Source organism: Butyricimonas sp. RTP31003st1_G1_RTP31003_210430 (assembly GCF_040920905.1).
GTDB classification, from domain to species: domain Bacteria; phylum Bacteroidota; class Bacteroidia; order Bacteroidales; family Marinifilaceae; genus Butyricimonas; species Butyricimonas paravirosa.
This window is the reverse complement of sequence record NZ_JBCOSQ010000025.1, coordinates 45,373-69,807: the sequence shown is the minus strand read 5'-3', so window position 1 is coordinate 69,807 and position 24,435 is coordinate 45,373. Positions and strand designations below refer to the sequence as shown.

The 24,435-nt window shown below is 42.5% G+C and carries 18 protein-coding genes; 10 read left to right on the top strand and 8 right to left on the bottom strand.

Translation table 11 applies throughout. The annotated features are described in order from the left end of the window. Together AB5542_RS09715 and AB5542_RS09710 are read right to left on the bottom strand one after the other, a co-directional pair. Nucleotides 1–695: class I tRNA ligase family protein (locus AB5542_RS09715; RefSeq protein WP_368243045.1), on the bottom strand; the 695-nt coding region annotated here is incomplete at its 3' end. A 125-nt stretch (nt 696–820) separates the two neighbouring features. After that, entirely contained in the window at nt 821–1,627 is an 807-nt protein-coding gene (locus tag AB5542_RS09710) for a M48 family metallopeptidase (RefSeq protein WP_279038552.1), read from the bottom strand. A gap of 148 nt (nt 1,628–1,775) precedes the next feature. On the opposite strand from AB5542_RS09710, the gene AB5542_RS09705 reads away from it, so the two are divergent. The 9 genes from AB5542_RS09705 to AB5542_RS09665 all read left to right on the top strand — a co-directional run bounded on the left by AB5542_RS09705 (nt 1,776) and on the right by AB5542_RS09665 (nt 16,349). Beyond that, entirely contained in the window at nt 1,776–2,363 is a 588-nt protein-coding gene (locus AB5542_RS09705) for an RNA polymerase sigma factor (protein WP_118260923.1), read from the top strand. 233 nt (nt 2,364–2,596) lie between these two features. Beyond that, the gene (locus AB5542_RS09700) at nt 2,597–3,739 is read left to right on the top strand and encodes a FecR domain-containing protein (protein WP_279038551.1); all 1,143 of its coding nucleotides are present in this window, start codon (nt 2,597–2,599) and stop codon (nt 3,737–3,739) included. A 133-nt stretch (nt 3,740–3,872) separates the two neighbouring features. Then, entirely contained in the window at nt 3,873–7,238 is a 3,366-nt protein-coding gene (locus AB5542_RS09695) for a SusC/RagA family TonB-linked outer membrane protein (RefSeq protein ID WP_279038550.1), read from the top strand. Nucleotides 7,239–7,249: 11 nt separating this feature from the next. Next, entirely contained in the window at nt 7,250–8,680 is a 1,431-nt protein-coding gene (locus tag AB5542_RS09690) for a RagB/SusD family nutrient uptake outer membrane protein (protein WP_279038549.1), read from the top strand. Nucleotides 8,681–8,693: 13 nt separating this feature from the next. Continuing rightward, nucleotides 8,694–9,452: a DUF4843 domain-containing protein gene (locus AB5542_RS09685; RefSeq protein WP_158572047.1), complete on the top strand. Its 759-nt coding sequence runs from the start codon at nt 8,694–8,696 to the stop codon at nt 9,450–9,452. 22 nt (nt 9,453–9,474) lie between these two features. After that, complete coding sequence (locus AB5542_RS09680) at nt 9,475–11,184, top strand: PKD-like family lipoprotein (protein ID WP_158572046.1); 1,710 nt, start codon at nt 9,475–9,477, stop codon at nt 11,182–11,184. A 19-nt stretch (nt 11,185–11,203) separates the two neighbouring features. After that, on the top strand, nt 11,204–13,021 hold the full coding sequence (locus AB5542_RS09675) for an alpha/beta hydrolase family esterase (RefSeq protein WP_279038548.1): 1,818 nt from the start codon (nt 11,204–11,206) through the stop codon (nt 13,019–13,021). Between the two features lie 9 nt (nt 13,022–13,030). Further along, nucleotides 13,031–14,200: a thioredoxin family protein gene (locus tag AB5542_RS09670; protein WP_279038547.1), complete on the top strand. Its 1,170-nt coding sequence runs from the start codon at nt 13,031–13,033 to the stop codon at nt 14,198–14,200. Between the two features lie 70 nt (nt 14,201–14,270). Next, on the top strand, nt 14,271–16,349 hold the full coding sequence (locus AB5542_RS09665; RefSeq protein WP_279038546.1) for a TlpA family protein disulfide reductase: 2,079 nt from the start codon (nt 14,271–14,273) through the stop codon (nt 16,347–16,349). Nucleotides 16,350–16,721: 372 nt separating this feature from the next. Here AB5542_RS09665 and AB5542_RS09660 read toward each other — a convergent pair whose 3' ends face one another. From AB5542_RS09660 to AB5542_RS09635, 6 genes are all read right to left on the bottom strand, one after another. Beyond that, nucleotides 16,722–17,624 (bottom strand): hypothetical protein, encoded by a 903-nt coding sequence (locus AB5542_RS09660; RefSeq protein ID WP_279038545.1) that lies wholly within the window; start codon nt 17,622–17,624, stop codon nt 16,722–16,724. A gap of 64 nt (nt 17,625–17,688) precedes the next feature. Beyond that, nucleotides 17,689–20,313 carry a valine--tRNA ligase gene (locus AB5542_RS09655; RefSeq protein WP_279038544.1) on the bottom strand — a complete coding sequence of 875 codons (2,625 nt, stop codon included), beginning with the start codon at nt 20,311–20,313 and terminating at the stop codon, nt 17,689–17,691. 61 nt (nt 20,314–20,374) lie between these two features. Next, nucleotides 20,375–21,217 (bottom strand): zinc ribbon domain-containing protein, encoded by an 843-nt coding sequence (locus AB5542_RS09650; protein ID WP_087419705.1) that lies wholly within the window; start codon nt 21,215–21,217, stop codon nt 20,375–20,377. A 3-nt stretch (nt 21,218–21,220) separates the two neighbouring features. After that, nucleotides 21,221–22,006 carry a Nif3-like dinuclear metal center hexameric protein gene (locus AB5542_RS09645; RefSeq protein ID WP_279038543.1) on the bottom strand — a complete coding sequence of 262 codons (786 nt, stop codon included), beginning with the start codon at nt 22,004–22,006 and terminating at the stop codon, nt 21,221–21,223. A 45-nt stretch (nt 22,007–22,051) separates the two neighbouring features. Continuing rightward, on the bottom strand, nt 22,052–22,384 hold the full coding sequence (locus tag AB5542_RS09640; protein WP_118305347.1) for a MerR family transcriptional regulator: 333 nt from the start codon (nt 22,382–22,384) through the stop codon (nt 22,052–22,054). Nucleotides 22,385–22,490: 106 nt separating this feature from the next. Next, a complete protein-coding gene (locus AB5542_RS09635) occupies nt 22,491–23,465 on the bottom strand; it encodes a M23 family metallopeptidase (protein WP_027200388.1) in 975 nt (324 codons plus the stop codon). Nucleotides 23,466–23,704: 239 nt separating this feature from the next. On the opposite strand from AB5542_RS09635, the gene AB5542_RS09630 reads away from it, so the two are divergent. After that, nucleotides 23,705–24,435: alanine--tRNA ligase-related protein (locus tag AB5542_RS09630; protein ID WP_368243044.1), on the top strand; the 731-nt coding region annotated here is incomplete at its 3' end.

The window sequence follows — 24,435 nt, the reverse complement described above, 5'->3', positions numbered from 1 at the left end:
TTCTGACTCATGCAGGAACATTCAAGGTGCCAGCCCGGGAATCCTACACCCCAAGGTGAGGGCCAACGCATGATATGTTCCGGGGAGGCCTTTTTCCACAAAGCGAAATCAAACGGGTTACGTTTTTCCTGTTGTCCGCTCAGTTCTCTCGTGTTGGCAAACAATTCATCGATTTTACGACCGGATAGTTTACCATAGTGATATTTTTGGTTATAGCGTTCCACGTCGAAATAGATATTTCCCTCGCTTTCGTAGGCAAAACCGTTTTCGATGATCTGCTTGATTAATTCCTGTTGTTCGATAATGTGACCAGATGCGTGTGGCTCGATGCTGGGGGGCAGCGTGTTCAGTTGCTCCATGTTTTTGTGGTAACGGTTCGAGTAGAATTGTACCACTTCCATCGGTTCCAATTGTTCCAGTTTGGCTTTCTTGGCGATCTTGTCTTCTCCCTCATCCGCATCATTCACGAGGTGCCCCACGTCAGTGATGTTGCGGACGTATCTTACCCGGTATCCCATGAATTTAAGATAACGGAATAACAAGTCAAAGGTGATTGCCGGACGGGCATGGCCCAGATGAGCGTCCCCGTATACGGTCGGTCCACAAACATATAATCCTACGAAAGGCGGGTTAATGGGTTCAAATAACTCTTTTTTTCGACTTAACGTGTTGTATATCGTTAACTTGTTTTCCATGATACTATAATGCTTTATTGATATGATTCAACAAAAGTAGAAATTTTCTCCTTGAAAATGACGGGAAAGGGTAAATTAATGCCTTGTTCTTGTCATTCATGGTTTGTTTCCCGTTTGTTGTTGCTCTAGTTTTTCTTGTATTTCAACGCTTCCGGGATGGCCTCTTTTAGTTTGGCAATCCGTTTTGTGTCGGCAGGGTGAGTGGATAGGAATTCGGGCTGCTTGCCTGTTGATGCGTTTGCCATACGGGTCCAGAAAGCGACAGCCTCATACGGGTCGTAGCCGGCCATAGCCATGAAAATCAGTCCCAAGTGATCCGCCTCGTACTCGTGTTTACGGGAGAAGGGGAGTGTGATTCCCACGTTGGTTCCCATACCTATCGCGGCAGCCAAGATGGCTTTTCTCGCGTCACTTTGATCGTGACCAAGGATTTCGGTGGCAGCGGCCTGCCCGTATTGTATGAGTGCCTGCTGGCTCATGCGCTCGTTGCTGTGGTGAGCCACGGCGTGGGCGATCTCGTGCCCCATGACGACAGCGATTCCCGCGTCATTCTGACAGTAGGGTAATATCCCCTCGTAGAAAACGACCTTACCTCCCGGCATACACCATGCGTTGGGTTCGTTGCTGGCCACGAGGTTGAATTCCCATTGGAAATTGGCAATCTGGTCTTGCAGCCCGTTGGCCGCGAGATATTGTTCAACGGCTTTCGAGATCTTTGCCCCGACATTTTTGATCCGTTGTTTATTGACGGCATCGGTGGATAGCTTGTTTTCCTTTAAAAAGCTACTGTATGAGGTTAAACTCATGGAGACCATTTGGTCTTCCGGGAATAGGATAAGTTGGTGTCTTCCCGTAAGCGGCACGGTGGCGCATCGGAAGAAAAGCAGAACGATCCCTACAATGAACGTAAGGCGTAAAATTGTTCTTTTCATAAGCTGAATAATTGAACGGTTATATTTTAAGTGCTAAAATATAATACGGATTTGATATTTGCAATGTTTTATTACGTGCTTGTTTACATTTGTTGATATGATGTAAAGAGAATATTTTATACCTTTGTGCCAAAGTGAACGTGAAAATATGCAACAGAAGGATGTTCAGATATGTGATTTGCTGAAAAATAAGGATGCGAAAGGGATGGAATTCCTTTTCGAGGAATATTATAAGCCTTTGGTTGTGTGGGGGGATACTTTTTTGAACGATGTTTCCCGGTCGGAGGATTTGGTTCAGGATTTTCTGATTAAATTGTGGGAAAAACGGATCGGAGAAAAATTGGAACCTTCAACGTTACGATCTTATCTTTTTGTTTCTATTCGTAATTTGGCGTTAAATGCTAAAGTGAAAGTTGATCCCGTACGGTATGTTTGTGATTTTGCCCATCTTGAAAAACCGTGGGAGGAGTATGACAATATTGAAGAAGAGGTTATTCAACGGATAGAGCGTGAAGTCAAAAAATTACCTTCCCGAAGTCGTGACATAATTGAATGTGTATACCTGAAAGGTATGCGATATAAGGATGTTGCGGCAGAGTTGAATATTTCTGTGGCAACGGTCAATACTTTATTGGTAAATGCCTTGAAAAAGTTAAGACAGACTACGGGTAAGGAAGAAAGTATTTTAATATATTGGTTGTGCCTGTCTTGTTGTAAATCAGTAGCCAAAGCGTGATCTCGTGAATGGCACCTTATTTTAATGTGTTAAATAATGTTTCCCATTCAATGACTTTCCTTTTGAATCTGTATTATATATAGAATATGGATCGTGTATTATTTAACGATCGTTTAATAATACTCTTAATTATTTGCATTTTTCGTCTTTTGCATGATACTTACTACTTAGTAATCAAGTTTCTTTAGTTTTAAACAAGTCTCTTTTACTAAATGTCATTAATCGATCGAATTATGATATTTGAAGAGGATGTGGATTCATTTTTATTGCGCTATTTACTGAATGAACTTGACTCGGAGGACCGGAAGAAAGTGGAAGAGTGGATTGTGGCAAACGAGGAAAATCGTCAGTACTATCAGGCCTATCAAAAAACTCATTTGGAGTTGCGCTGGATGGAGAGATCGAAAAAGGTCGAAGGGAACTTTATTCAATTTGATCGGCTACGTCGGAAACAACATTTTCGGAGAGTTTTTTACAGGAGTGTCGCTTGTGCTATTATCTTGTTGGCCGTGGGAGGTGCTTTCCGATACTGGGATGGGGAACCGGAAATGCGACTTGTTCAGGAGGGTATACAGCCGGGGAAGTCGCAGGCTATACTTTACATGGCATCCGGACAGGTTGTGAGCGTGGATAAGGATGCCCAAGAATTGAAGGAGGCAGATGGGACTTGTATCAATGTTGATTCGGTTGCGGGAATGACTTATAATGTTACGGCGGGGGAAAGTAGCTCGGAAGTATTGTATAATCGGGTGGTCGTGCCTAAAGGGGGAGAGTTTAAATTGACATTGAGTGACGGGACAAAGGTGTGGTTGAATTCGTTCAGCGAGTTGCGTTATCCGGTCAATTTTACGGGAAAGAAACGTGAAGTTATCTTGGCAGGAGAGGCGTATTTTGATGTGGTCGGAGACCCGGAACATCCGTTCGTTGTCAAGGTAAACGATTTGGATATAAGTGTTTTGGGAACCCAGTTTAATGTTAATGCTTATACCGCAGGTATCGTGAAAACCGTGTTGGTGGAAGGACGTGTAAATTTACGAGGAAGAATGGGAGAGATCGATCTGCATCCCCGACAGATGGGTGAGTACCGGGAAACAGATGGTAACCTGTACATGACGGAAGTGGATGTTTTACCTCATGTGGCATGGAAAGACGGGAATTTTATATTTAGAAGTGAATCCCTGGAAGATATTATGGACAAATTGAGTATCTGGTATAATCTGGATGTGTTCTACACGAATGACGAGTTGAGGGGTATCCGTTTGTCCGGCAATTTATTCCGATACGGGGATGTGAATCAATTATTCACTCTTTTTGAGAAGATTTCCGATGCTCGTTTTCAGGTAGAAGGAAAAAGTGTCGTGATCAGTTGTAAATAATGTGTAATTATTAATAGTGTGTATGTAAAAAAGATGAAGATGGTGGCACATCTCCATCTCTTGAATTGGTAAAAAGAATAGATGGCCGGAAATACCGGGTCTATTCAATGTTTAATTGTTCAAATACAAATTTATGGAATGGAAAGGACTTTATGCCTTATCTAGGGTGAAATTTTCTCAAATTTTTAAAATCATGAGAGTGTTTACGATTTGTATGCTTGTTTTCGTGTTTGGGGCCACGGCTAGTGGTTTTTCACAAAAGCAGGTCGTTACGTTGGATTTGCGACAATGCGACATGAGTACGTTGTTCCAAGAGATTTGGAAACAGACGGGGTTGCGTTTCGTTTACAACGACAAGGATGTGGCGAGTATTTCACGTTTTGACGTGAAAGCCGAAAGTGAAGCCGTAGAGAAGGTGCTGGAAGAGGTTTTTGCGAAGACTTCTTTAAAGTGTACTTTCGAGGGAGAGGTGATCTTGGTGGTTGTCGATAAACAACGGGCGATTGCCGCTGATCCTGTAAAAAAAGTGACTGTGAAAGGACGGGTGACGGATGAAACCAAAAGCCCTCTACCCGGGGTAACCGTGGTAGTGAAGATCCCGGGTGCTACGGCGAACACGATTGGAACCTCGACTGACGTGAACGGAAAGTACGAGTTGTCGTGGGTTGATCAGAAGAACGTATCGCTGGTCTTCTCTTTTGTCGGGATGGAAACGCAAGAAGTGGCGTATACCAACCAAAAGGAAATAGACGTGGTGATGAAAGAGGAAACGAAAGCGTTGGAAGACGTCGTAATCACGGGGTATTTCCAACGTAAGAAGGTGAGTCAAACCGGTTCGGAGGTTGTTGTGGAAGGAGAGGAACTTCGTAAGGTAGGTTCTTTGAACTTGTTGCAGGCGATTTCAGCTTTCGACCCGGGTGTTCGTACGTTGGAAAATAATGAGTTCGGTAGTGACCCGAACCGTATGCCAGAAATTACAGTGCGCGGTCAGAAAGGATTCGATTTACGTAGTGAAGCGGACGATTCCCGGACGGATCCCAATGCCCCGCTTTATATTATGGACGGAATCGAGGTGTCGGCCCAAACAGTGTATGATATGGATATGAACCGTATTGCGGCATTTTCTATTTTGAAAGATGCTTCCGCAACATCGTTGTATGGATCTCGGGGTGCGAATGGGGTTATTTTGATCACGACGGTTCGTCCGCAAGCCGGGGAAATCAAGGTGACGTTGAACGGTAATTTCAATATCTCGATTCCGGATCTTCGCTCGTATAATTTGATGGAAGCTCGCGAGAAACTGGAGTACGAGCGTCTTGCAGGCGTGTATAAGGCTAACAGTTATGATGGGCAAGCACAGAAAGATATCATGTATAATGATGTTTTGATGGAAATCGAACGGGGTGTCAACACGTATTGGTTGTCACAACCGTTGAGAACTTCAGTGAATCAGCGATACAGTGCATTCTTGGAGGGGGGTGACGAGCATTTCCGTTACGGGGTCAACTTGAAATATGATAATGACAAGGGTGTGATGAAAAAATCAGGACGCGAGAAATATGGCATTAGCGTTTATTTTAGTTATGACATCGCTGGTAAATTGATTGCGCGGAATGATGTGATTATTGATGATGTGAAAGCGACGAATTCTCCTTACGGGGCGTTTTATCAATACGCTCAAATGAACCCGTATGAGCGTATTTACGATGCCGAAACGGGAGAGATGATTCGGGAATTTGATGCGAACGGGACGGTCGTGCGTAACGTTTTAGTGAATTCGTTGTTACCTAATTTCTCTTATGAGAAGTACACCCAAATCCGCGATAACTTTCAATTGCAGTGGTGGGCAAACTCTCACTTGATGTTCCGGGGAAATATTGCCATTACGAAACAAACGGATCGTGATGAGGCTTACTTGTCACCGGAATCTGTTGAGTTCGAGGGGAAAACGGATGCGTCAGAAAAAGGAAGTTATACGATAAGCAATGGTAATAGTGTTGATTTGGAGGGTAGTCTTACGGTAAACTATAATAACAATTTTTTTGATAAACTTTATTTCAGTCTTGGTCTTGGAACGGAATTGCAGACTTCAAAATCTACGGATGACGGGTATGTGGCGACCGGTTTCTTGAACGACAAGTTGATTTATCCGTCGTACGCTTTGCAATTCCAGAAAAATTCAAAACCGACCGGGTATTTTGATAAGTCGAGGTTGGTAGGCTTTTTTGGGAATGCCAATATGAACTGGGATAATCGTTACATTCTTGATGTGACGTATCGAACTGACGGTTCCAGTCGTTTCGGACGTAAATCTCGTTTTGCTCCTTTCTGGTCTGTCGGTGCGGCATGGAATATTAATCAAGAGAATTTCTGGACGGGGAGCGGTTACACGAAACTGCGTGCCTCTGTAGGAAGTACGGGTTCCACCAATTTCTCTGCCGATCAAGCCTTAACTCGATTCACGTATAATAGTGATAACGAGTATAACGGAATCTATGGTGCTGTTGTTAATGCTTACGGTAATCCGGCATTGAAATGGCAAAATGTGTTGAAATATAATGTCGGTTTAGACATGAGCGTGTGGAGAAATATCATCACCTTGAATTTTGATGCTTATTTGGAACGAACAGAGAATCTTTTGCTTAATATCGACGTGGCTCCTTCAACCGGATTCACATCTTATACGGAAAACATGGGTTCTTTGGATAACAAAGGATTTGAAGCTCGTTTGCGGTTGAATTTGATTAACGATAGACAAAACGATTTGAGTTGGAACGTTACGTTGAGTGCGGCTCACGAGGAGAACAAGATTCGGAAACTTTCCAATGCGATGAAGGCGATGAATCAGGAGGCGATGGATATAGAAAATAACAAGGGGGGTAGCGAGGTGTTCCGGATGTATGAAGTGGGACGTTCTCAAACTGCGTTGATGTTGGTGCGCTCTATGGGTATCGATCCGGCAACCGGTAACGAGGTGTACATCAAACGTGATGGTTCTTTGACTTTTGAATATGATCCGAATGATAAAGTGGAGGTGGGAAATACAAACCCGAAGCTGCAAGGTTTTTTTAATAGTAACTTGACGTGGAAAGGTCTTAATCTCTACATGAATTTCGGCTACGAGATGGGAGCGAAACAATTCAATCAAACACTTGCCACGAAGGTGGAGGGGGCTGATCCCAAGAAAAATGCGGACCGCCGCGTATTGTACGATCGTTGGAAAAAACCGGGTGATAAGGCAATGTTCCGTCGTATTGATGACCAGACCCCGGTTTATCAGTCTACGCGTTTGGTGCAAAAGAGCAACTTCTTGAAGTTATCGAGTCTTTCGTTGACGTATGATATTCCGAGAGACATGCTGAAAAAGACTTTCATCGAACGGTGTAAATTTACCTTCTCCATGACGGATGTATTCCGTATATCCACGATAAAGGAGGAGAGAGGAACTTCTTACCCGTTCGCACGGACTGTTTCTTTAGGATTTAACTTAACATTTTAAAATCAATTGGTATGAAGAGAATATTATATATTTTCATCGGATTGTTGTTTTCGCTGACCTCCTGCAATGATTGGTTGGATGTGGAATTGGACAACAAAGTGGATGACGATAAATTATTCAATACGGCAGAAGGTTTTAAAGAAGCTCTTGCCGGTGTTTACAGTAGCATGTCAAAGTCTAGTATGTACGGAGGACGGTTGACCATGGAGTATGTTGATGTCTTGGCTCAATATTACAATTCCAATTCAACTTACGAGTATTGGGAAGACTATGATTACGAGAATAGCGGATGTCGTTCGATTATCAGTGGGATGTGGAATAATTTGTATTCTTGTATTTCGCAAGCCAACTGTATATTGGAGTGGGCAGATAAAAATGCGGGAGTGTTGAGCGAGTCAGATCGTAATCAAATTCGTGGCGAGGCGTTGGCTTTAAGGGCTTTCTTGCATTTCGATCTCTATCGTTTGTTCGCTCCTGATGTGAAGTGGGCGCAGAATGCGGAAGGAATCCCGTATAATAAAGAGTTTGGCGTTTCTTTGCCCCCGATGTATTCGACGAAAGAGGTGGTGCAATTGGTGATTAACGATTTGTTGGAAGCAGAAAAATGCTTGCAAAACGATCCGATACAGAATGTCGTTCCCTATATGATCAGAACTTCAACGTCGGCAGGTGATGTGGTGGATAAGGCTGCGAAAGACGAGATGGATAAATACGTGGCTCGCATGAATTTGTATTCGGTGAAAGCCATGTTGGCTCGCGCTTATCAGGCTCGCGGAGAATATGTTGCTGCTGTCAGCAAGGCCAAAGAGGTGATTGATAGTGGAAAGTTCCGTCTATTGGAGGCCACGAGTATTGACCAGAGTGAGAATATGGTCGATTTGTTGTTCTCTGACGAGCATATTTTTTCGCTTCGTAATAAAGAGTTAAGCACCTACACGAAATCGATTTTTAAGGAAACTTCCGGAGGTACAACAGCTTTACGTATGGAGGGATCTTATAATTTATATGATGGGAACCAGGATGATTTCCGTTACTCCAAATGGTATGTCGATTTTGATTTCATCAAATATGTTCCCGACAGTAACAGTATATTTACGACGAAAGTGCCCTTGATCAAGCTTTCCGAGATGTATTTGTTGATTGCCGAGTGTACTTACGACACGGATCCGGATGAGGCCAGACGTTACGTGAATATGTTGCGTAGGCATCGAATCAGGGGAAATCAAGAGGGAGCAGGCGATTGGATGTACTTATCGAGAGAAGATATATTTAAGGAGATGAGACGCGAATACATTGGAGAAGGGCAAATGTGGTTTGCGCATAAGCGCAACAGATTGAATTTGTCGGGAGGACTCACGGGAACTATCGAGGCGAGTGATGATATTTTCGTATTCCCTTTACCGGATGCGGAAATAGAATCAGGGAATCGGAATGAACGTTAAAATATAGATGAAAATGAATAGGTTATCATATTATTTCTTATTGAGTTGTGTCGCACTATTATGGAGTTGCGATCAAGATATTGATTATCCTTATCAAGGAAAGGATAGAATACAGTTTCAACATTATACCGTTGACTGGAATGGAAATCGTAATTATAGCGATTCGACGTTATTTTCTTTCGGGCTTATACCCAGCGAAGTAAGAGAGGATACGTTGAAATTACCCGTAGAATATTTGGGAAATGGTTCCGATAGAGATAGAACCTATAAAGTGTCGATTGTTGCTGATTCCACCACGGCTGTAGAAGGCGTACACTATTTGGCTTTTAATAGCCTGCAGACGTTCCGTGCCAACGAGTTGACGGACACGTTGTATATTGTGGTCCTTCGGGAGGCGTTGTCTAAGGATTATGCTGAAGGAGAGAATATACGGTTGGAGTTGAAATTGGAGGCCACGGATGATTTTGCTTTAGGATTGGACGGTGGGATTCAACGAAAGATTGTTTTTAACGATTTTATGGCAGAGCCGACGTGGTGGCAAGGGAGTCTGTCCGGTTCATTTGGTTTTTACCACCCGAAAAAATGGAAGTTTCTTATCGAAGAGATTGGAGATGAGGAATTAGCTACGTACGGAAGTATTCCTTATGATCGTAATTCTCCTGAAATTAAATCTTACGTTAATAGTATGGATCGATATTTGAGAAATACGGTCGTGATTGATGATGTTACGGGAATGCGAGTTACCATGAATGGTTTGGAACCTATAGAATAGTAAACATTGAAAAATGACGAATATGAAAAAAGTACACGCATCATTATTCAGTATGTTGTTGGGCGGTTTGGCAGTAACCGCTTGTTATGATGATCTTGGAAATTATAGTTACCGGGATATTAACGAGTTGCACGTGGAGGGAATTGAACGTGATTACGTGCGGGATGTGGACGATAGTTTAAAAATAGTACCCGTTTTGCAGGGCACGCAATACAGCGATACTTCTCGATTCACGTATGCGTGGGAAATCCAAAGCAGTATTCTTGCCGAAACTCAAGATTTGAATTTGAGAATCAACTTGACTACCGGAGAGAAAAAGTGTCGTTACATCGTGACGGACAAGAAAACGGGGGTTCAATATTATACTCCATTTAATTTGAGTATCCGTTCTTCTACTGCGGCCGATTTGATTGTCGTGCTCAGCAAGTATAAAGGACGTGCGGAGCTTTCTTACTTACGTTTGGACAAGCCTTCTAATTGGGTTATGAATTATTATGCCGATCGTTATGGAGAGAATCTGGGGATGAATCCTCAACGACTTCAGCTGACTTATATGGAGTCAAATCAAGGTTGGCCGGTGACATGTCCACAGGGGCGTTTGTTGGTGTTGTGTGATGATCAGGCTTCTCTTTTGGATAAAAGCACGATGATGAGGGATACGGTGATGCCTTATTTAACGGCAGGGGCGTACAAGGGGATTGCTACTTGGCCTCCGGAGGATGAAGATGAGGGGGATGGGTTTATTTATCAAACGCAATTTATGGCCTCTTCGGTTTCTTTTTGGAGAACAAATCCGTACGGAAGCGGATTCCAGAAAGGAGAGTATTTTTTTGAAATTTCCGGGGGAGAGTTGTTTACCGTTTACACGGCTACGAATACTTCTGCTAAAGCGACGTTTAAGGCGAATATAGGGAGTCGTTATGATGGTGGTTATTTGTGTCCTTTCGGTTTTTGGGATGATATGTCTGATAGTGAACTGGGACCTAATGGAGATATGGGGAGAAAGCAAGGAGATTTCATCATGTTTGATAAGGTTCACGGGAAATTCACTTTCTATGACGGTGGTTTCATGCGTGAAGGTGACGGAGGGAGAGACGTGGATCCTATTCCAACGTATGCTGGTTATGAGTTGATATGGGGAAGTGCGACCAATTTGAGTCCGAACAATCGTTGTTTGGCGATTTTGAATAACGGCACACAGACGCGTTTGGTGATGCTTGAAAATGGTCCGGGTATTGGAATTGGAGGTAAGGTTCGCACGAAAGCCTTGGTGAAAGAGGTTAGCGGGGGAGTTATCACGAGTTCCTCGAAGTTCTATGTCCCCAATTATGTTGATCATTTGTATTTCACGGTCGGGAATGCGGTGTATTGCTATACGATTAGTGATATGTTGGGAAATGTTGTTCCGGGGAATAGTCATAAGTTGTTCGACTTGACTCAATACGGCTACGATGCTAATGCCGTTATCACGGATGTGTGCGTGTCTCGTAGCGAGAAAACGTTGTTGTTGGGTGTGTCTCGTTATGGCACGGATGCAGAAGCCATGACCGATGAGCTGATGGGGGATATCCTCTATTTTGATTTGGATGTTTCCAATAAACAAATCAAATACAATGAGGCTAAATCAGCCCGTGGTATCGCTGGAATTCCCGTGGATGTGGAGATTAAATACCAGACGTATTGGCGTAACGGGTGTTTACAAGACGGGGTTACTTTAAAAGATAACATTTAAGTTATAAAGATTTTGAGTTATGAGAAAATATTGGATTTTATTTATATTGATTTCTTTTATTGCCATGTTTTCCTGTACGGACGACACGAGTGCTTACTTGTCCCAAGATAAGGAAGACGTGAATGTGGATGAGGTTCCTGTTGACACGACGAAAAAAGATACTCTCCTTCCCGAGGGACAACTTGTTCCCGGTATGCATTTGGTGAAGTTAATGGTACAGCAGGGGGATAGTTTGGTCGAGCGGAGATTCAAGTATTTCATGCCTGTGACGTTGAGTCCCGATAAACCGATTTCCTTGATTTTCGAGTTCCATGGAAGTTATGAGTTTGACGGACCGGATGAAATTGCGGATCCGCTCGCTAATATTTCGGAAGCAAATTTCTTATGTCAAAAGGCGATCAAGGAGAATATTGTTATCTGTTATCCCGCGGGATCGGTAGAGATTAGCAATGAGGCCGATACCAGTGGTGCGGTGAACTGGGCCGGGGATGGTTACACGAAGAGTCTTCCGTTCGTGGATGCCATGGTGAAATATTTTACCCAAGACAATGAGCCGCGGGTGGATCCCAACCGGATTTATTCCACGGGACAGTCGAGTGGTGCCATATTTTCTTTCACGTTGGCATTGCATAGGTCGGATGTGTTTGCTGCGATTACTCCTCGTGCAGGACAAAGTGCTTCCGTGGAGCCGTTTCCGAGTCGTGCGGTACCCGTGAGGGTATTTGCCGGAGAGATAGATGACATAGTGCAGCATAGTGCTGTCCTCACGAATATGACCAAGTGGGCTCGGGAGATTGGTGGGTATTTTGAATCTGATATGCAAATAGATACGGCTAGGTATGAAGGATATGCGGATGTTACGATTCGTTCTTGGCGTGGGGGTAAAGCGGATTACGAAATCTATTCGCTTGCTGGTATCGGACACGGGATTAATGCCGGAAAATGTTTGGATGATATGTGGGAATTTATGAATAGTCACCCCTTGAACTATAATCCCGCAAATTTATTTGTGTCAACCAATATTAAGGAGATAGATGCCCAATGTAATCAGACTTTCGAAATCTCATTCAATTACAGCGAAGGTGCTGAAATTTCGATAGATGCCCCTCAAAGTTGGAATCCTAGAATTGAAGGGAAGAAATTAACGTTGACGGCCCCTCTTGATTATTTCGGGAATATTGAACGTGAAGGAACGATCACCTTCACAGTTACGAGTAATCAAGCAACAGCAAGTTGTGAAATCCCGTTCTATCTGAACGCCCCGAAGACCTATTTTGAAGTGGGGGATATTTATTATAACGAGAAATTTGAACCCGTAGGTGTGGTTTGTTGGGTGAATAATAAGAATATCCGGGAAGCAAAAATTATCAATTTACAGGAAGTTACCACACAAGGAAGTTATCAAACGATTAATTTTGGTGATTTCGGTACGAATTTTATTACTCCGGATTATGATGATGGAGAAAATAACACGTTGTTACACGTGCAGCAAAATGCCACCCTGTCAAAACCTTTGAACAATATCCAGAGCGGATTGATCTGGGCTGCCCAATACGAGTATAAAGGGGTAGGCGGTTGGTATCTTCCCGCTTTCAATGAATTGCAGGCAATCAGTGGCAAGTTGACGTTGATAAATGAGAAGTTGCAAGAGATTGGAGGAGAAAGTGTGGTGAATACCAATAAATTGGATGCATATCTTTCATCAACGGTAACTGATGCGAGTGGTACAAAATGCTTCCACATGATGAATTTCACTAGCAATATGGAAGTAACGCAGGTTAGAGAGAATACTTCTTATTATAGAGCACGTGCATTTAAAAAGGTAATCATAAAATAGAATTGAAAGATGAAAAAAATAATACTGAATTTATTATTTTTAGCGATTCTGCTTCCTGTTACTGCGCAGGAAAGCGGAATTCGCTTTTTTCATGGAACGTGGGATGAGGCTATTGCTTTAGCGAAAAAAGAGAAAAAGAAGATTTTTGTGGACTTTTACACGGAATGGTGTGGTCCGTGCTTGAACATGTCGTTGACCGTATTTGTACTTCCGCAGGTAGGCGATGTGTATAATAAGAACTTTGTTTGTCTGAAGATTGATGCTGAAAAAGGAGAGGGACGGGAGCTGGCAAAACGCTATGGTGTAAATTCTTACCCGACTTATATTTTTGTAAACCCGAAGAATCAAGAGATAGTACATCGGAGTGGAAGTAACAAACCGGTAGAGGATTTTCTTTATGATGCTCAAGGGGGAATTAACCCGAAATTAGGCTCTGTGTACATGGATAAGAAGTATGCTGAGGGAAAATATGATTTGGATTTTCTGAAAGATTATATCCGTTATAAAAAGTCTTCTGGAAGTCGGGAGGTTCAGAAATATTTTGATGAGTTGATTTCTAAAGGGGCAAAATTAACAGAGCCTGATGTGTGGAAGTTGTATTGTAAATGTATCACCGGGTATCAAAATCCTTACGTGAAGGAAGTTTCTGATAATTATTCGCAATTCACGGAATTATTCGGTAAAAAGGAAGTAGATACGAAATTGATGGAGGCGACCTCTTATGCCCCGGTTCAGTTTATAAAGGAGTTATGTGATTTCGAGGGAAAAGATTTTAATATCAAGATGCGTGTGATGACCGATCTTTTTAATCAGAAAAAGTATGATGAGGCATTTGCCGAAGTCGAGCGTTTGAAAGCAGATCCGTCGATCGACCAGCATAAGTTCGTGAAATTACTTGCATTTTATGTGCGAGTATCCCCGGAATATACAGATAAAGAATTGCCTTATGAAACGTTGGTAAACAAAGTTCGAGGATTGAGATATGTCGCTTATAATATGTATGATCGGGATGATGCCATGCCTCATTTTTATTACGTGCAGGGTTTGGAATACCTGTTGAAACGAGCTTTGGAAGAAGGAAAGCAAATCCCTGCCGATTTGGTTGCCACTCCGGAATACGGGAAAAAGGTGTATGATATGCGTCACCCGGATTTAAAAGTGAAACCCAAACGAAGGTAAAGATATATTTGTTACCTTTATAGCCTTCACTCGGATGATTTCGAGTGAAGGAACAACAAAAATGTAATGTATGAATTATTTAAAACTGGTCTTTCTTGTGCTGTTTGTGATTCCCTCGGTAGTTGTGGGGCAAGAAGTTGTAAACAGTAATTTTTGGGGTAACTGGGCGAATTCCGGAACGGGAGCTTGGGAGTATGGTTTTTATGAAGATGGGGCTGTTGCATGTTCTGATTTCTGGAAATATAAACGAGTGGAATGCGGAAAAAAACGGATGGAGGTTGTACTGGAAAATGGCGATCAGGCGATAGCACTCAAGATTAAGCAGGGGAAGAACGGGAATATTTTTATAGCACGTGATGGTGTAAAAGCAGAAGAATTTCGGCCGTGTAATGGTAAAAATTTTGTCGCATGGGTAGGAGTTGATACTGTTTCCTTTTCAAAACCTCTCGTGATTACTGATACTGTCACGATACGCGGTTATATTCGTAATCTTGATAAGGTGACACATCCGGCGTTGCGGAAGTACACGTTTACTTGTAGCTATGATGAATTGTTGGAAGAGGATGGAGGAGAAATCGTTGCTCCAATCGATTCTTCCGGGCGATTTACACTTCGTTTTACCGTGAGTGCGCCTCAGCGAGTTGTGTTGGCATGGGGACGGATGTGGAAAAATATTATTGTTGAGCCGGGGGAGACGGTTTTGTTATATGCGGATGCTTCGGACTGGAAAACGGTTCCGAATGTGTCGAAGGAAGAGATGATTAACGGGAAAAAGGATGTGTTATTCATGGGGAAGAATGCTCGTTTTCATCAGGAGTACACGTGTTTCCCTTATCCGTTATGGATGAGAGATATGTACGAGTTGAGGGAAATTGCCCGTTCGGATATGGAGTTCTTGCGCTTGGCTGAGGCAGATTATTTGAAGTCGGTGGCATGTTTCGATTCTATTTGTGGGAAATATCCGAATCTTTCAAAGAGATGCAGGGAGGCGATAGAAAATGAATGGAAATACTATTTTGCGGCGACGTTGATGCAAAATCGGTTTAATCTAGGTAGGCGACAACAGTTTGAGCCTGAATACATGGAGTATGTGAACGCTCATTTTTCGGTAAATGAACCTTTATGTTATTTTATAACTCAACGTTACTCAACATTTTTGCGAGATTATACCGGTTACGTGGATCAGCAGAAGTTTAGGTATGTTGAGGGGATGGGGATGGCTTATATCCCCGATGATCGTTTTTATGAGGCGTTAAGAAGATTGAAGGAGGGCGGAAGGTTTGAGGAATTGACAACAGAAGATATAGCAACTTGTGAAAATATCAACCGAAAAATTTTGGACTTAAGTCGGCAGCAAACTACGGATACAAATGCGTTTCAGGCGGTAGTAGCGGGTAATTCTATGCTTTATGGTAAATTGAATGCCTATCGCTCCATGCCGGAAGTGCGGGAACAGGAGGAAGTTATCACCCGGGAATACGAGTTGTTACTCTATGACACGCTGGTACCCGATCCTTTATTGAAAGAACTTTGCTATGCACAATTGTTTATGACAGGAATGGAGTATGATCATAAGCCATTGTTACCGGGAATGATGAAATTGGCAGATGCTAGAATTTCGAATCCTATATTGAACCGGAAGGTGAAGGAGACTAGTGCTGTTTACCAGAAGATTGCTAGTAAGAAATTAGCTTACGAGGCGAGTCTGATTGATGTTGGGCAATTTAGTCATATTTCGAATGCCGATTCTCTTTGGCAGGCGTTGATTGAACCTTATCGAGGAAATGTGATTTTGTTCGATTTCTGGGGATCGTGGTGTGAACCTTGTAAGAATATGTTGGCGTTGATGGGTGACATTGAGAAGGTGTTCGAGAACGAGAAAGTGGTATTTATGTATTTTGCTTATAGCTCACCGGAAGAGGCGTGGAAAAATGTTATCAAAGAATTTGATCTTACGGGAAAAAATATTGTGCATTATAATTTACCACCTCTACAACAGCAGATGATCATCGAGAAGATGAAGGTACGCGGATACCCAACGTATAAAATTATAGATAAGGCCGGGAACGTGACGAGTAGGGTATTGGAATATCCGTTGCGGCCTCAAAGCGTGATAAATGAGATCAAGGCGGAACTGGAGCGTGAATAGTGGGCCGTTTAATAAGTCTATTTTTTATTATTCAGAGATATAAATTTATTCTTATATCGAACTCATGTTATTTAAAGTGCTAAAATATAATGTGAGTTTGATATCGCAATGTTTTATTGTTTGCTTGTTGTGAATACTCTGCTTCATATCATTACTTGAACTATCTTTGCTCCCGGACAAAGTGATAGTTTTCAACGGTACTTGGCTTGGTCCCATTTTTGATTGATGGGCCGAAAGCAGAAGAGTTTTGGTTTTCATTTGCGATCGGTACAATCGGTGGGCTATTATTTTCGATTATAGCTTTGGTATTCTTTATGCCGATATTAATGCCTTTGGGATCACTTTTAAAAAAACGGAAAATTAATAATTAAACTATTCTACATGAAAATATGACTGTTCTTTAGCAAGTTCTAAATAAAGCGTTTTTGTACCTTCGATTTGCTGGTAATGTTCTCCGACTTTATGGCAGAAGTTCCAACATATCTTTTGAGGATTGAAGATGATGGTTGCGTCTTCCGGGTAGAATTCACACCATTGGTTTATAGATTCCTCATATTGTTTGCCTTGGAATAATGAGGCGATCCCGTTTTCAATCATAAAAATGAATTGTGAAAAGCCGAGTAGTTGGAAGTTGTTGGAAAGAAGATAGTAGGTTTGTCCGTCCTTTTGTAAGGTGAATATCTTCTCGATCTTTACGTATCCGGTGGTATCAATGGCTACGGTGTTCCAACCTCCTTTACCGTTCTCGTAAAGGAGGAATGAATACAAGGGGTTGTATGACCATTCTTGAAAATTTATGACTCCGACTTTGTGGTCTGCAGAGGCTACGTCAGCTAATAAATGTACATCCGGACATAGACGGGCTGCTTGTTCGAGAAAACGGAAGAAGAAGCCTGTTTCTTCGGTTGTCAGCTCTTCACCCCGATGGTTCTGGCGGTAGCCTAATTCATGTCGCATGAGTTCCAAGGCTGCTTGAACCTCTTCTGCCGGGTAGTATTTACGTTCTCCTATTTGGTATTTTTGTAGGAGTGCTACCGTGTGTATGACTTTTTGCTGCTCGGTGGAATCTGTGTGATAGGGAATGAAGAAACCTTGTTGTTGTAAGGAATCGAAATATGCCGTGAGATTTTTAGGTGCCGTGCTTTCTTGTATTGGGCCGTGTAACAGAAAGGATTGTTCCGGTTTTTGTTTATTTCCCGAGCGATTCCGATTTGAGTTACATGAAATAATTAGGGCTGTGTTCAAGATGAATAGTAAAAGTATCAATGGTCTCATGGCAATGTTTTTTATAAACAAGCAGTCCGCTGTCGGACTGCTTGAATTATGTTTGAATGATACCTTAGTTCAATTCTGCCAATTGTTGTTCAATGGCTTTGATTTTTGCTTCGGCATCAGCTTGTTTCTTACGTTCGTTCTCGACAACTTGTGCCGGGGCTCCACTGACAAACTTCTCGTTCGAGAGTTTTTTCATCACGGATGCCAAGAAGCCTTGGGCGTAAGCTAGATCAGCTTGCAGTTTGGCTCTGACTTCTTCTGTGTTGACCTCTCCGACAGCGGGGATGAAGTATTCAACCGTGTCGCAGATAAAGCTCCATGCTCCTTTTACCGTGTCGTTGACCATTTCTACATCTTGGATATTACCCATTTTACAGATAATACTCTCGAATTGTAGCGGGTAGCGGTCATTACTTTTCACTCTTAAAGAAATCGCATCCTTAAAGGCAATGTTGTTTTGCTTGCGAATCGTGCGGATTCCGGCGATCACTTCTTTCGTGTTTTCAAAGGTATTCAAGAAGTTTTCGTCGTATTTTCCGGGGATTGGCATCACGGAAACCATGATACTTTCTCCGTCTTTCCGCTCTCTTAAGTTCTGCCAGATCTCTTCCGTGATGAACGGCATGAACGGGTGAAGTAGTTGTAACATTTCCTCGAAGAGGTAAATGGTCTTATTATAAGTGATCCGGTCAATCGGTTGCTCGAATCCCGGTTTGATGATTTCCAGTAACCAAGAAGAGAACTCGTCGCGGAATCCGGTGTACACGGTCATAAGAGCCTCGGAGATCCGGTATTGCTCGAATTGGGTGTTCAAGGTTTCTTTGCACTTGTTCAAGTATTGTTCGAACCATTCAAGAGCTAATTTAGAATGCAAGGGTTGTTCTAGGTCTGCGACTTTCCAGTTGCTGACTAGGCGGAATGCATTCCATATTTTAGTCGTGAAATTACGTCCTTGTTCCGGAAGACTTTCATCAAAAAGAAGGTCTCCCCCGGCGGGTGCGCACAATAACATACCAACCCGTACACCGTCAGCCCCATATTGGTTAATCAGGTCAATCGGGTCCGGAGAGTTACCAAGAGATTTGGACATCTTGCGATGCAGTTTATCTCGAACGATTCCCGTGAGGTACAGGTTCGAGAACGGTTTCTCGTGGCGATATTCATAACCGGCCATGATCATTCTTGCCATCCAGAAGAACAGAATATCAGGTCCGGAAACTAGGTCATTTGTCGGGTAGTAATAGTTAATATCTTCATTGTCCGGTTCCAAAATGCCGTTGAACACGGAGATAGGCCACAGCCAAGAAGAGAACCAAGTGTCCAAACAATCTTCATCTTGACGTAATTGGTTAGCCGGGATGTCTTTGCCGAATTTCTCCTTCACCAGTTGTACGGCTTCCGTGGGTGTTGCGGCAACCACATAGTCGTTACTATCCGGTAAGTAGTATACCGGAATCTGGTGTCCCCACCATAATTGGCGGCTGATACACCAATCTTTCACGTTCTCCATCCAATAGCGATACGTGTTCTTGTATTTGGCCGGGGTTAGGAGAATATTGTCGTTCATCACGGCATCCAAGGCCGGTTTGGCTAGTTCCTTCATTTTTAAGAACCATTGCATGGATAGTTTGGGTTCGATAACCACGTTAGTCCGCTCGGAATATCCTACCTTATTATTGTAGTCTTCTATCTTTACAAGGTTACCCGCTTTTTCCAGTTCGGGAATGATTTCTTGACGCACAACAAAACGATCTTTACCCACGAACAGCTGGGCATTCTCGTTTAATGTACCATCGTCATTGAAAATATCGATGGTTTCAAGATGGTGTTTATAACCGATTTCGTAGTCATTGATGTCGTGAGCCGGGGTGATTTTTAATGCTCCGGTACCGAATTCCATATCTACGTATTCGTCCTGAATAATCGGGATCACCCGGTTTACCAAGGGGACAATACATTTCTTGCCGGCCAGATGACGGAAACGCTCGTCATTGGGATTCACGCACACGGCGCTATCACCCAAGATAGTTTCCGGGCGGGTCGTGGCAATGATGATATATTCGTCCTCTGTCCCTTCAATACGGTAACGTAGGTAATATAATTTGCTGTGTTCCTCTTTGTAAACAACTTCTTCATCGGATACGGCTGTTTTGGCCGACGGGTCCCAGTTAACCATCCGGACTCCTTTATAGATAAGTCCTTTGTTATACAGGTCGATAAATACCTTTATCACGCTGGCAGAACGGACTTCGTCCATTGTAAAACAGGTTCTGTCCCAATCGCAGGATGCACCCAATCGCTTTAATTGTTCGAGGATGATCCCCCCGTGCTTTTCAGTCCATGCCCAAGCGTGTTTTAAAAACTCATCCCGGGAAAGGTCCCTTTTCTCGATGCCTTCACTTTTAAGTTTGGCTACCACTTTGGCTTCCGTGGCAATGGAGGCATGGTCGGTTCCCGGAACCCAACAAGCGTTTTTACCGAGTAAACGGGCGCGTCTGACGAGTACGTCCTGTATCGTGTTGTTCAGCATGTGTCCCATGTGCAGGACTCCCGTGACGTTAGGTGGCGGGATTACAATACAATACGGAGTTCTCTTTTTATCAACAGTGGAATGGAAAAATCTGTGTTCCAACCAGTATTGATACCATTTCTCTTCGCTCGTTCGCGGATCATAGTTTGTTGGGATCATTTTAATTCAGATTAAAATTATATATTCGTAAAAAGGCTGCTTTGTCGAGCAGCCTTGTTTTTTATTCTTCTGACTTTCTAAGTCTTCTTCCTTTTTTCTTTTGTGCATCCAGGAGAGCTTCAAGGTCTGCTTTTTGTTGCGAACCGTCGTAGTCACAGATGTATTTATCGATGAGAATACGACCACAGTACTCGCAGACGATGATTTTCTTCCGAGAACGGATGTCTAATTGTCTCTGTGGCGGGATTTTGTTGAAACATCCACCACACGCATCACGGTCAACGGTAACAACGGCTAATCCATTGCGAGCGTTGGAGCGGATACGGCGATATGCCGTCAATAGACGTTCGTCAATGGTTGCTGCGAGTTCTTCCGATTTGGTTTGCAAAGACTCTTCATCTTTGTGAGTTTCATTGATAATGTCGTTCAATTCACCTTTTTTAGCCTCCAAGTCAGATACTTTGTCTTCGTAACGCTTTTTGGATTCTTCCATTAGCGCTTCTTTTTCTGCTTTTGCTTTTTGAGCTTCCCGGATTCTCTTTTCCTGTAATTCAATTTCCAGTTTCTGGAATTCGATTTCCTTGCTTAAAGCATCGTATTCGCGATTGTTGCGAACGTTATCCAATTGTTCACTGTATTTTTTGATCGCTTCTTCGGCTTTCTTGATGTCCATTTTCCGAGTGGAAGAGGTTTTGTCAAGTTCGCCTAATTCAACCTTCAAGTTTTCGATACGTGTTTCCAATCCCGCGATCTCGTCTTCAAGGTCTTGAACTTCTAACGGTAATTCTCCCCGTAGAGTCTTGATTTTATCGATCTCGGTGTCAATTCTTTGTAATTCATACAGGTTCTGCAGTTTTTCTTCAACTGTCAGTTCTTGCATTTTCTCATTGTTATTCGTCACCATATATTATAAATACTTAATCGGATTTGTATTAATCTCAGAAAACTGAACCGCAAATTTAGATATTTTTTTTGTAAGTATCTCATAAAATATCTCTTTTGTGAATTGTTCGCTTTCGTAATGGCCAATATCGGCAATCATAATGCGGTTTTCCGTGAGGAAAAAGTCATGATATTTGAAATCCCCTGATATATATATGTCGGCCTGTCCGGCCAAGGCCTGCTTGAAAAAGGAGGCTCCGGCTCCACCACAAACGGCAACCCGTTGTATGGAGGATGTATGAGGTGTTGTGTAACGTAGCCTATCACACCGGAATATTTCTTTTACTTGCTGCAAAAAGGCCATGCTTTCAACGGGTTGTAGTAACTCGCCGATAATCCCGAATCCGTTACCGGCCACCGGGTCTCCTTCCGGTTGAAGAATCTGCCGATGGTGCAGGTCGAGTTTATCTGCCATACGTCCGCTTACACCGTTGGCAACCACGTCCATGTTCGTGTGTGCAGCGTAAATAGTGATGTCGTGTTTGATGGCATCAATCACGCAGCGCTCCACGTAAGTTGCCGGAGTAATATGTTTTAGCCCGCTGAAAATGAGTGGATGGTGGGAAATAATTAAATTGTGTCCCTTATCAATCGCTTCCTTTACAACCTCTTCGGTGACATCAATACATAGTAGTATGGATGTTAATTCCCGTTCCGGGTCCCCGCAAAGTAATCCGGAATTATCGAAACTTGCCTGAAGTTTTAACGGGGCATAGGCTTCTATGAGCGAAATAATCTCTTTTATATACATATTTGGAATTTAAAATTTAGAATTTAAAATTTAAAATCTAAATTATTACGGTAGCTGGCTTTTGATGGATAACAATTCTTCCTTAATTCCTTTCAGGCGTTTTATCACCTCAAAGTGTAATTCCGTTTCGTCTTTCCGGTTCTTGAGTTGTTGCTGGGCTCCTTTTAGTGTCATTCCTTTTTCCTTGACTAGATGGTAGATCAGATGGAAATTATCGACATCCGCTTTCGTAAATTGACGGTTCCCTTTTTTATTTTTGTGAGGTTTAATCACGTCGAATTCTTTTTCCCAGAACCGGATCAATGACGTGTTGACTCCGAACATCTCGGCTACTTCTCCGATAGAATAATACAACTTTAATGATTCTTCAGCCACCATGTTTAATTGAAAATTGAAAATTGAAAATTGAAAATTAGCTTTTCAAGTTTCGTTTTTCGGTGTTATACATTCATTTAGAATCTCTAAATCTAAAATTTAAATTGGATCAGTCCATGCTTTGTCCCGTGTTATTTGCGGTCTCCACTAACAACTCGAACTCGTCGGGGGTGAGATCGTTGAAATAAAAGTTTATGGGATCTATCGGCTTGTCATTTTTCCGTACTTCATAGTGTAGGTGAGGTCCCGTGGATAGTCCGGTGTTGCCCAAATATCCGATAACGTCCCCTCGCTTGATTTTTTGGCCTTTTTTAGCCAGGATTTTATCCATGTGGGCATATAGCGTTTTGTAACTGAATCCGTGGTCGATAACCACGTGACGGCCATATCCCTTATCAAATTTACTTTCGATAACTACACCGTTGCCAGTTGCATAGATCGGGGTCCCGATAGTACCCGTGAAGTCCATGCCTGCATGGAATTTTGGGGTTTTGTAGATGGGATGCATCCGATAGCCGAATGAAGATGTTACCTGATGTGTATTTTTGTCTTTCAACGATACCGGAAGGATAGCCGGAATGGAGGCTAACATGTCGATTTTGTTTTTGGCCAGTTCTTCAATCTTGTCAAAGGATTTACTTTGAATATAGATTGCTTTTGATAATTCATCTATTTTCTTGGCTGTTCCGATAATCAGATCCGCGTTGTCGATTTGTCTCAGATGTTCGTACTGGTCGACCCCTCCGGAACCTGCCCGGCGAATGGATGACGGGATCGGGTCGGTTTCGAAGATCACCCGATAAATGTTATCATCCCGGGATTCCATATCTTTTAAGACGTTATCCAGGTGTTCTACCTTGTTACTTAATAAACTATATTGAGTGAGAACTTCCTCGTATTTCCGTTTTAAAAGTTTTTCTTTCGGGGAATCAATGAAAGCATATACCAAGTATAGCATGACAATAGCCAAGGAGAAACTAGAAAAGAATTTCTTGAATAATCTCCAAAGCCTTTTTCTTAAAGATGATTCTATTTTATCAAAAGATAATGTGTCCGAATTAAAATGATACCCTGCTTTTCGCATAGTTACTAATAAAAAATAGTGTTTGCGATGCAAAGTTAAAGAAATAATCTAAATTTGCAACTTGGTAAACAAGGCAGATCAAAGTGATAGCATGATAATCCCGGTTGAAATGCGCTTGGTAGGAAGGATGTCAAAAAGGGAGCTGAATTTCTTTTCGAGCGAGGATTAGGGCAATAAGCATGGAGTTGATAGAGAGTGAAAGACAGAATCTGCGTATGTCATTTTTAAATTTAGAAGGTATGAAATCAGCAGAAATCAGACAGAGATTTTTAGATTTTTTTGAGAAGAAATCACATACAATAGTACCATCGGCACCGATGGTGATCAAAGGGGACCCGACCTTGATGTTCACGAATGCCGGAATGAATCAATTTAAAGATATAATTCTAGGAAATGTGCGTCCGAAAGCAACTCGGGTGGCGGATTCCCAGAAGTGTTTGCGTGTTTCCGGAAAGCACAATGATTTGGAGGAGGTGGGACATGATACCTATCATCACACGATGTTCGAGATGTTGGGTAACTGGTCGTTCGGTGATTATTTCAAGAAGGAGGCGATTGCTTACGCTTGGGAGTTCCTTACGGGAGAGATGGGATTGGATAAAAATCGATTGTATGCAACCGTTTTTGAGGGAAGTAAGGATGATCGTTTGGAAGAAGATAAAGAGGCGTTGGAGTATTGGAAATTGTACTTGCCTGAAGATCGGATTCTGTACGGGAATAAAAAAGATAATTTCTGGGAAATGGGAGATATGGGACCTTGCGGACCTTGTTCGGAGATTCACATAGACTTGCGCCCAGAGGCAGAACGGGCATTGAAACCGGGGCGTGAACTAGTGAATAAGGATAACCCGTTAGTGATCGAGATCTGGAATCTGGTGTTTATGCAGTATAACCGTAAGGCTGATGGTAGTTTGGAGAATTTACCCAGTCATCACGTGGACACGGGGATGGGATTCGAGCGTTTGTGTAT